7 protein-coding genes are annotated in these 7,389 nt (G+C 59.0%); all 7 read right to left on the minus strand.

Going from position 1 to position 7,389, the window contains the following annotated elements:
- Nucleotides 1–4: 4 nt before the first annotated feature.
- The 7 genes from QTI51_RS37505 to QTI51_RS37535 all read right to left on the minus strand — a co-directional run bounded on the left by QTI51_RS37505 (nucleotide 5) and on the right by QTI51_RS37535 (nucleotide 7,239).
- Nucleotides 5–703 carry an SEL1-like repeat protein gene (locus QTI51_RS37505; RefSeq protein WP_286517716.1) on the minus strand — a complete coding sequence of 233 codons (699 nt, stop codon included), beginning with the start codon at nucleotides 701–703 and terminating at the stop codon, nucleotides 5–7.
- A 201-nt stretch (nucleotides 704–904) separates the two neighbouring features.
- Complete coding sequence (locus QTI51_RS37510) at nucleotides 905–2,374, minus strand: HlyD family type I secretion periplasmic adaptor subunit (RefSeq protein WP_286517715.1); 1,470 nt, start codon at nucleotides 2,372–2,374, stop codon at nucleotides 905–907.
- Entirely contained in the window at nucleotides 2,371–4,611 is a 2,241-nt protein-coding gene (locus QTI51_RS37515; protein ID WP_286517713.1) for a type I secretion system permease/ATPase, read from the minus strand. The genes QTI51_RS37510 and QTI51_RS37515 overlap by 4 nt, the downstream gene beginning before the upstream one ends.
- Nucleotides 4,612–5,103: 492 nt before the next feature.
- Entirely contained in the window at nucleotides 5,104–5,499 is a 396-nt protein-coding gene (locus tag QTI51_RS37520) for a hypothetical protein (protein WP_286547713.1), read from the minus strand.
- Nucleotides 5,432–6,118, minus strand: coding sequence for a hypothetical protein (locus QTI51_RS37525; protein ID WP_286517712.1), 687 nt, complete (start codon nucleotides 6,116–6,118; stop codon nucleotides 5,432–5,434). The genes QTI51_RS37520 and QTI51_RS37525 overlap by 68 nt, the downstream gene beginning before the upstream one ends.
- Nucleotides 6,115–6,444, minus strand: a complete 330-nt coding sequence (locus QTI51_RS37530) for a Mov34/MPN/PAD-1 family protein (RefSeq protein ID WP_286517711.1) — start codon at nucleotides 6,442–6,444, stop codon at nucleotides 6,115–6,117. Before QTI51_RS37530 ends, QTI51_RS37525 begins: the two co-directional genes overlap by 4 nt.
- A gap of 174 nt (nucleotides 6,445–6,618) precedes the next feature.
- The gene (locus QTI51_RS37535) at nucleotides 6,619–7,239 is read right to left on the minus strand and encodes a hypothetical protein (RefSeq protein WP_286517709.1); all 621 of its coding nucleotides are present in this window, start codon (nucleotides 7,237–7,239) and stop codon (nucleotides 6,619–6,621) included.
- Nucleotides 7,240–7,389: the final 150 nt, after the last annotated feature.

The following is a 7,389-nucleotide window of genomic DNA, read 5'->3' on the forward strand; positions in this document are numbered from 1 at the left end:
TATATCAGTAAGGTTGACTAAAGAACTGACTCAAACGCGAGCGCCACGGCTGGGTTCTGATATCTCTTACTCGATCAGCTTCGCTTTTGCTCTGTTCAACGCCGCGACCGCCGGCATAAAGTAGTTGTAACGTTCCGAGGGAGCTATCAGCGCAAGCGTTGTGCATTGCGATCTGACACCACTTGAACGCGGCTGCATCGTCTCTGGGTTGACCTCGTTCGGGATTGCCTTCCGCGGCGGCCCTGCAAAGCCATTCCTGAGCTGCTGCATTGCCGCCTTCTGCGGCTATTTCCGCCCATTTGCGTGAAGTAGCATTAGGGAGCATTGCTTCCTCTACGCACTTGTCACCAATGGTCACGCCCCCTGCGCATGCGGTCGGTTTTGCATTGCCCCACCTCCCGTTGGTCAAATTCATCAGCTCTGTCGCTGCCCACGGATTGCCTTCTTCTGCAGCGGCAACCGCGCTGCGTAGATAAAGCTCGCGCGATATCTCCCTTTGTCTGATTTGCGCGATTTCCCAGGATGCCGTCTTGCTCCCCTGCATTTGCGCTTTCTCTAACCACTGAATGTTGTAGCTTCGGTCCTCAGGGGCGTTCCACTTGCCATCGCGCGTTCTGCGCACCATTCCCAGTCGAAGCTGCGGCCCAACATCGCCGCGCTGCGCGAACCGCTCAAGGTTCCGAAGCTCGACGAGGCTTCCCATCGTGTCAAACCGACTTCGGTTGCTCCAATCGGCCTCGCATGAGGTTCCGCCAGGTGTCGACTCCTGTCCGTTGGCAGGCAATAGAAGCGAGACATGGACGAGCGCAGTCGCTAAAGTTAAGAAAACTAGTTTGGTTGGTTTCATATTGGTCTATGACGCAGTTGTCGACCCATGGACAGCACTGTGAGCCGGATGCCTCGCTTATCGCTCCCTCAGACTCTCGCTCGTAGCCCGTTGCACAGGACTAAGCAGAAATTCAATGATTCGGCGCTTCCCCGTTTTGATCTCCGCCGTGAGATTCATCCCTGGAGATAGCTTGATCGACCTGCCATCCACATCGATGGTTGTGTTGTTGAGGTTCAGCGTGACGGGAAAGATTGCCCCACGCTTCTCGTCATTCACTGCATCTGCCGTCACGGTCTTCACCGTCGCGTTGACCGTGCCGTAGCGCGTGTATGGGAAGGTCTCCAGCTTGATCGTTGCTTCCTGGTTGGTGTTGACAAAGCCGATGTCCTTGTTGTCCAGCGTCACCTCGGCGGTCATCTGTGCGCCGTCTGGCACGATGACCATCAAGGGCTGTGCTTCTGTGACTACACCGCCGTCCGTGTGCGTAGCCAATTGCTGAACTGTGCCCGCTACCGGAGCCTTCAGAGTTGTCAGGCGTTCTCGCTGCCCGGCCTTGGCTAGATCTTGCGTTCCCTGCTGACGCTTGAGTTCGGCCGCCGCCTCACGTGTCCTCAAACTGTGCTTGGTCTCGGCGATATAAGCAGCCCGTGTGTTTTCGCTTTCCCTTAGCGTGGCATTCGCCTCAGCCAACCTTGCTCGCTGAGTGGCTAGGTCGCGCTCCAGTTCGATGCGTTCACGCGTGCGATCCTGGTTCGCGTGACTGGACATGAAGCCTTGGTTGGCCAGTTGATGGAAGTCAGCTTCCCTTTGCTTGGCTATAGGCAACGTCGTTTCGAGCTTGGCAACCATCTCGCGTACTGTGGAAATCTCGGCTTGGCGGCGGTTGATTTCGGAGGCCGCCTTTGCGAGCTTGGCCGTGATGTCGCTCCACTCGTCAATCAGTTGTACGCGCGCTGAACTGAGATCAGGATCTGTCCAACCCGCCGGAACGCTTTTGCCCAACTCAGGGCTGCGAGCAGACGCATTGAGCGCTTGCAGCAACGCCCGCGTGCGTAGCACCTCCGACTGCATGGACTTCAATTGTTCATCGATGCTGGTCTTATCAGCGTTTGCACTCGTGGGATCGAGCTCGACCAGCGCCTGGCCCGCCTCAACGTGGTCGCCATCACGCACCAGTACGCGCTTGACAACGCTCACCTCCAGCGGCTGGATGATCTTGGTCCTCTCACTCACGATGATCTTGCCGGGCGCCACGGCCACGATGTCAATCTGCCCGAAGATGGACCACGCTAACGCCATGACAAACAGTGCGATCAACGCGTACGCCAGGCGTCTCGGCGCTGGGTGCACGGGTGTGTCCTGCAAGCTCAACGCAGCGGGAAGAAAGGCTGCTTCGTCAGCCAGGCGCCGAGGCCCAGCGAGTTCGTGACGGTGCCTCCACGCGGCGTTGAAGATCGCGCGGTAACGGCCCAACAGCTCGAAGACCGGATGGCGAACGCTTGGCGCATTGGCGGCCGGCGTCGCAGTGGAGACGTCTGTCGTCATACCCCGGCCCCCACTCCTGCGCCCTCTGTGGGTAAGCCACCATCTTGCATTGCCCACAAGTGGGCATAGATGCCATTGGGCCGCGTCAACAAGGTCTCGTGGGTTCCGCCCTCGACGATCCTCCCCTTGTCCATGACGATGATTCGGTCTGCCCGCCGCACCGCGCTCAGTCGGTGGGCAATGATGAAGACCGTTCGCCCCTTGCAGATTTGGGCCATGTTGCGTTGCACGATGGCTTCGCTCTCATAGTCCAACGCACTTGTCGCTTCGTCGAAGATCAGGATGCGCGGTTGGGTGAACAGGGCCCGTGCAATGGCGATTCGCTGGCGCTGCCCTCCTGAGAGGCTTGCACCTTGCTCACCGACCACAGTGTCGTAACCCTCAGGCAGTTCGCTGATGAACTCATGCGCCCCGGCCAGCCGGGCCGCATGAATAATGGCTTCAAGCGGAGCGGCTGGGTCTACGATGGCTATGTTCTCTCGCACGCTGCGATTGAAGAGCGTGTTCTCCTGCAAGACGACACCCACTTGCCTCCTGAGCTGTGCCGCGTCTATGAGGCTGATGTCTATGCCGTCGACCAGCAGCCGGCCTTGCTCGGGCGAGTACAGGCGCTGGATCAGCTTGGTTAGAGTGCTCTTGCCGGAGCCAGAGCGCCCAACGATGCCGATGACTTCGCCGGGCCTCACATCGAGGCTGACGCCATTGAGCACCGGTGAAGCCTCAGGACGGTACCGGAAGGTCAGGTTGTCCAGCGTGACGCGGCCCTTGAGGGCCGGCAGCTGAGCAGCTGTGCTCGGCGGGACTTCGGTGCGAGTGTTCAGGATGTCGCCCAAGCGCGCCATCGAAATGCCGGTCTGCTGGAAGTCGGTCCACAGCTGCGCCATACGCATGATGGGCTGGGACACGCGTTGGGCGAACATGTTGAAGGCGACAAATTGGCCGACCGTCATGTCGTTGTTCATCACGAGATGTGCGCCGTACCAAAGAGTGGCGGCATTGACGAGCTTGCCAATAAGGTTGACTCCCTCGTGGGCCCAGCTCGCCAAGTTCTGCGTTCTGAAGCTGGCGGAGACATATGCCGCGAGTTGGTTGTCCCATCGGCGTCCGAACGCCGGCTCTAGTGCGGTGGCCTTCACGGTCTGGATGGCGCTGACGGTCTCCACTAGCATGGCCTGGTTCTCCGCTCCGCGGGCGAACTTCTCATCCAGGCGACGGCGCAAGATGGGAACAACAGCCAGGCTCAGACCAAAATACAGCGGCATGCTCACGAGCACGATCAAGGTCAGCGGCACGCTATAGAACAGCATGACGGCTACAAAGACCAGGGAGAAGACAACGTCGAGCAGCACGGTGAGCGCGTTGCCCGTAAGGAAACTGCGGATGTTCTCGAGTTCGCGCACTCTGGCCACAGAATCACCGACGCGTCGAGCCTGGAAGTACGCCAGGGGCAACTGCACGAGGTGGCGAAACAGCCGTGCGCCAAGCTCGACGTCGATGCGGTTCGTGGTGTGACTGAAGACGTAACTGCGCAAGCCATTGAGCAACGACTCGAAGACGACTACGACCAGCAGACCGATCACGAGCACGTCGAGCGTGGTCATCCCGCGATGCACCAGCACCTTGTCCATCACGACCTGGAAGAACAACGGACTGACCAGCGCGAAAAGCTGCAGGATGAAAGAGATGAAAAGCACTTCGCCTAGCAGCTTGCGATGCTTGACCAGGCTGGGAATGAACCAGGAGAAGTCGAACTTGGCGAGTTCGCCTGCGAGGCTGGCGCGGCTGGCGATGAGAATGAGTCGTCCAGTCCAATGGGCGGCAAAGACGTCCAGCGGCTCGATCACAGGCCGTGCACTGTCTGCCGCAGGATCTTGAAGAAGGACGCGTTGCGTGTCGCATTGAGCAAGAATCACGAACCGATCGCTACCGTCTTCGTTGCGCATCACAGCCAAGGCAGGTAATGGCGTTAACGATAGACGCTCGATGGTGTTCTGGGAGGACTTGGCTCTAAGCCCCAGGTGCTTCGCCGCCAGAATCAGTGTCGCGGCGTTAGGGACCTCTGACAACGAAAGGCCCAGTTGGTGCGCCAGCAAAGGCGCATCCGCTGAGACCTGATGAAAGCGCGCAATGGTGCACAGGGCGACGAGCGCCGGCGCAGCAGCAAAGCCTGATTCGACCGCTTTTCGTGGCGCGCCATCATCTCCGTGCTGTTGCACGACCGTCTCCACCACTCCCATTTTTGGTCCCCAGATTATCTTTTTGAAACATCAAGATACCTGAGTAGGAGCTGACTGACAAGAAAAGCTTGCGGCTCGGCGCTCTTGCGCACCTTGTTGAAAATCAAAGTTCTCAAAAGAGCCCGCGCAGCTTCGCAAGATCGTCAATTTTCATCGACTCTCCCACTAGAGTCTCAATTTATGAGGCTCTCAAGCGCCCGGCTGATTTCGCCTCCGCATGACTCATGCCTGCGCTTCCTGGGATTTCGAACAACCTAGACTTCCTGCTCGATGGCAACAAGCCTTGCCGAAGATCGCGACGTCTTGTCGAGCGGACGATGCTCTCAGCCTGCGTACGGGTACGCTTGCGCAAGGGGGCAGTGGGCACGGCAGAGGCAGCAGCACCACCTTGGTAAACACCCCGACAATCCCAACACCTTCCACCTTCTGCACAGCGGGCACTCGGCCCCTTGTCGCGTGACACATACGACGCACACGTCGTCGCGACGGCGTTCACCTTAGACGCGACAGCCAAGCTTCGTTGGGCGCCTCTTTTGCCAAACGCAGACCTGAGCGCTCGATAATTTTTTGCACCTCGGGCAACTTGAGGACAGAACATGCCTCGACTTTAGGCACAAAGACACGTCGAGAGGTGACTAAATATTCTGCGAAATGCCGAATGCCCCAAGGCCAATGATTGAATCTGTTTTGCTCGATCGGCGACCACAGGACACCATACTGTCGAGTCCACACCTCGGGCAGCGGCTGCCGCACCACCTCGACGACCAATACACCGCACACGGCTCCAACATAGGCTGCTGCAGGACCTGCGACGAGTTGCTCAACGACGCGCGAAAGACCCCGCAAATCGTTGACCAAGGTGCCGCCAAGCAATTCGTCCGAAGTCAACAGGCTCCAGAACCTTGGAATGGTCCTGCCTGGGGTCCGCCAGCATCTGCCAGTAACAACCTTTCACGTGATTCCACGCGTCACGGTAAGCGATACGGCCCCAGCCGATGCGCGCCATGCGCACAGGCTCAGGCCACAAGGCGGGCACGAGATGCCACGGCTGCCAGCCGCCGCCCTGGGACCAGACTTCGATCGACTCCAGAGGGATGCCCCCTTCTCGAAATTCCTCCTCGGCCTCCGCTGCAGCACGGGTTGCTTCGATCGTCCAGATCATGTCTGCCTTGCCCACAAGAGCGTCATCTTCTGCAAAGGACCAGCCGTAGAACACTTGATGCAACGTATGCACACTGACACGCAAGAGGATCGACACGTCATTGCCGCCTCGGTTCATCTTCCATTCTCTTCGAGCGATTTCCTCATTGATCCAAAAGCAGATTCGATAAATACCGTGACCATCGGGCTTGCGGCGCAATGCCTGAAAAAGTGGCTTGTGAGGCGAGCGCTTTGGATCGTTGTCCCAGCGTCTAGCACCGAAGTCGCCTTCCAGCGAGCGCAAGCCGTGCAGGTTGTCAAAACGGTATCGGTACTCAGGATCAGGATCGGTCGACGCGGCTGTCATGGGGAACATATTGAATCTGCCGGCATCCAGCATGTGCCGTCGTGCAGCCCAACGCATAGTCCCTGCGGAAAGCGTGCCGTCCCCACGATAACGAATACAAGTGCGCTCAGGTGCGATCGAGCAGCTCGCGCATGGTCCGCGGCGAACGCAAGGTCGTCGCCTGAGGGGCGCGGTACAGGCTCTGGGTGTGAGTGCCAAAAACCTAGGCAATGAAGGCCTTGCGCGAATTGAGCCGCACGCTCGGCCTCCGCGTGTGAGAGATCGACAAAAACGCTCGCTCGCGTAGCACGCGTCTCACACAATTCGGTCGCGAGCTCAATACGCACGGGGTCGGCGCCAGATCGCGCGCGTAGAGTTGACCTGTTGCCTCCCTCGCCCAGCGCGTCCTCTGCACGTGCTTGTCAAGGAAGTCGATCACTGTCGGATCGAACTCAAGAGACCAAGCAGCACCCGGCAGTCGGTACGCAATACCGCGCGTACTATCGCGTTTACTACGGCGCTCACTTGCTTTGGCGAAGAACTTCATCAAAGGATCGCGTGAGCGTCGCGGAGTCGAAATGACCGCCGTTGATCGGGACAATGTGCCGCGTGGACGGCTTCACGGGAAGCGAATCGAAGAACGCCTGCGTGCGCACCCATGACCAGACGGTGGATTCACCTACCATGCCATCGAGCACCGCAATCGTGCGCTCTGCTACAAAGCTCGCTGCAAAAAAGGCATCCGCAGCGCCATACGGATGAAATCCAGCGCTGCATGCCGGCAGTTCGACTTGCGTGTGCTCTGGCCAGCCGGCCGCGTTCACAAGCTCATCTGCAGGATCGCTCGAAGGCCAAGAATCGCTGGCGCACTCAAGTACCGCGTGCGCCGCGGCGCAGTGAGGCTCCATCCAGGCGTACACAACGGGAACTGCACCGAGCGAGCGAGCCTTCAGTTGCGAGATCGCCGTACGCACGCTGCTTTCCCCAGTGGCCTCGATCACGAGATCGTAGTCCCCAGGCACGCAAACCTGGTCTATCCAGGGCACGGCAAGCGCGGCGACACCTAGCACTCGCGTCCCGGGGATTTCCAAGTTCAGCCTTTCGGCCATCATCACCGCCTTGTTCTTGCCCAGTGCGGACATCCCAAGAATGTGGCGCGAGCAGTTTTCCGCAGAAAACGCGGGGGTGCGGACGAAAACTTGGACTACCAGGAGGTAGTTCGTGTATTCCTACGAAGATCGGATTCGAGCGGTTGAGCTCTACGTCAAGCTGGGCAAACGCGTCAGACCGAC

Origin of the sequence: Variovorax sp. J22G73 (genome assembly GCF_030317035.1) — a bacterium.
Lineage (GTDB): Bacteria > Pseudomonadota > Gammaproteobacteria > Burkholderiales > Burkholderiaceae_C > Variovorax.

What these genes read in the sequence shown, in the direction of transcription:
- QTI51_RS37505 (WP_286517716.1), bottom strand. Translation starts at nt 703, where the DNA reads ATGGGAAGCCTCGTCGAGCTTCGGAACCTTGAGCGGTTCGCGCAGCGC.
- QTI51_RS37510 (WP_286517715.1), bottom strand. Translation starts at nt 2,374, where the DNA reads ATGACGACAGACGTCTCCACTGCGACGCCGGCCGCCAATGCGCCAAGC.
- QTI51_RS37515 (WP_286517713.1), bottom strand. Translation starts at nt 4,611, where the DNA reads ATGGGAGTGGTGGAGACGGTCGTGCAACAGCACGGAGATGATGGCGCG.
- QTI51_RS37525 (WP_286517712.1), bottom strand. Translation starts at nt 6,118, where the DNA reads ATGACAGCCGCGTCGACCGATCCTGATCCTGAGTACCGATACCGTTTT.
- QTI51_RS37535 (WP_286517709.1), bottom strand. Translation starts at nt 7,239, where the DNA reads ATGTCCGCACTGGGCAAGAACAAGGCGGTGATGATGGCCGAAAGGCTG.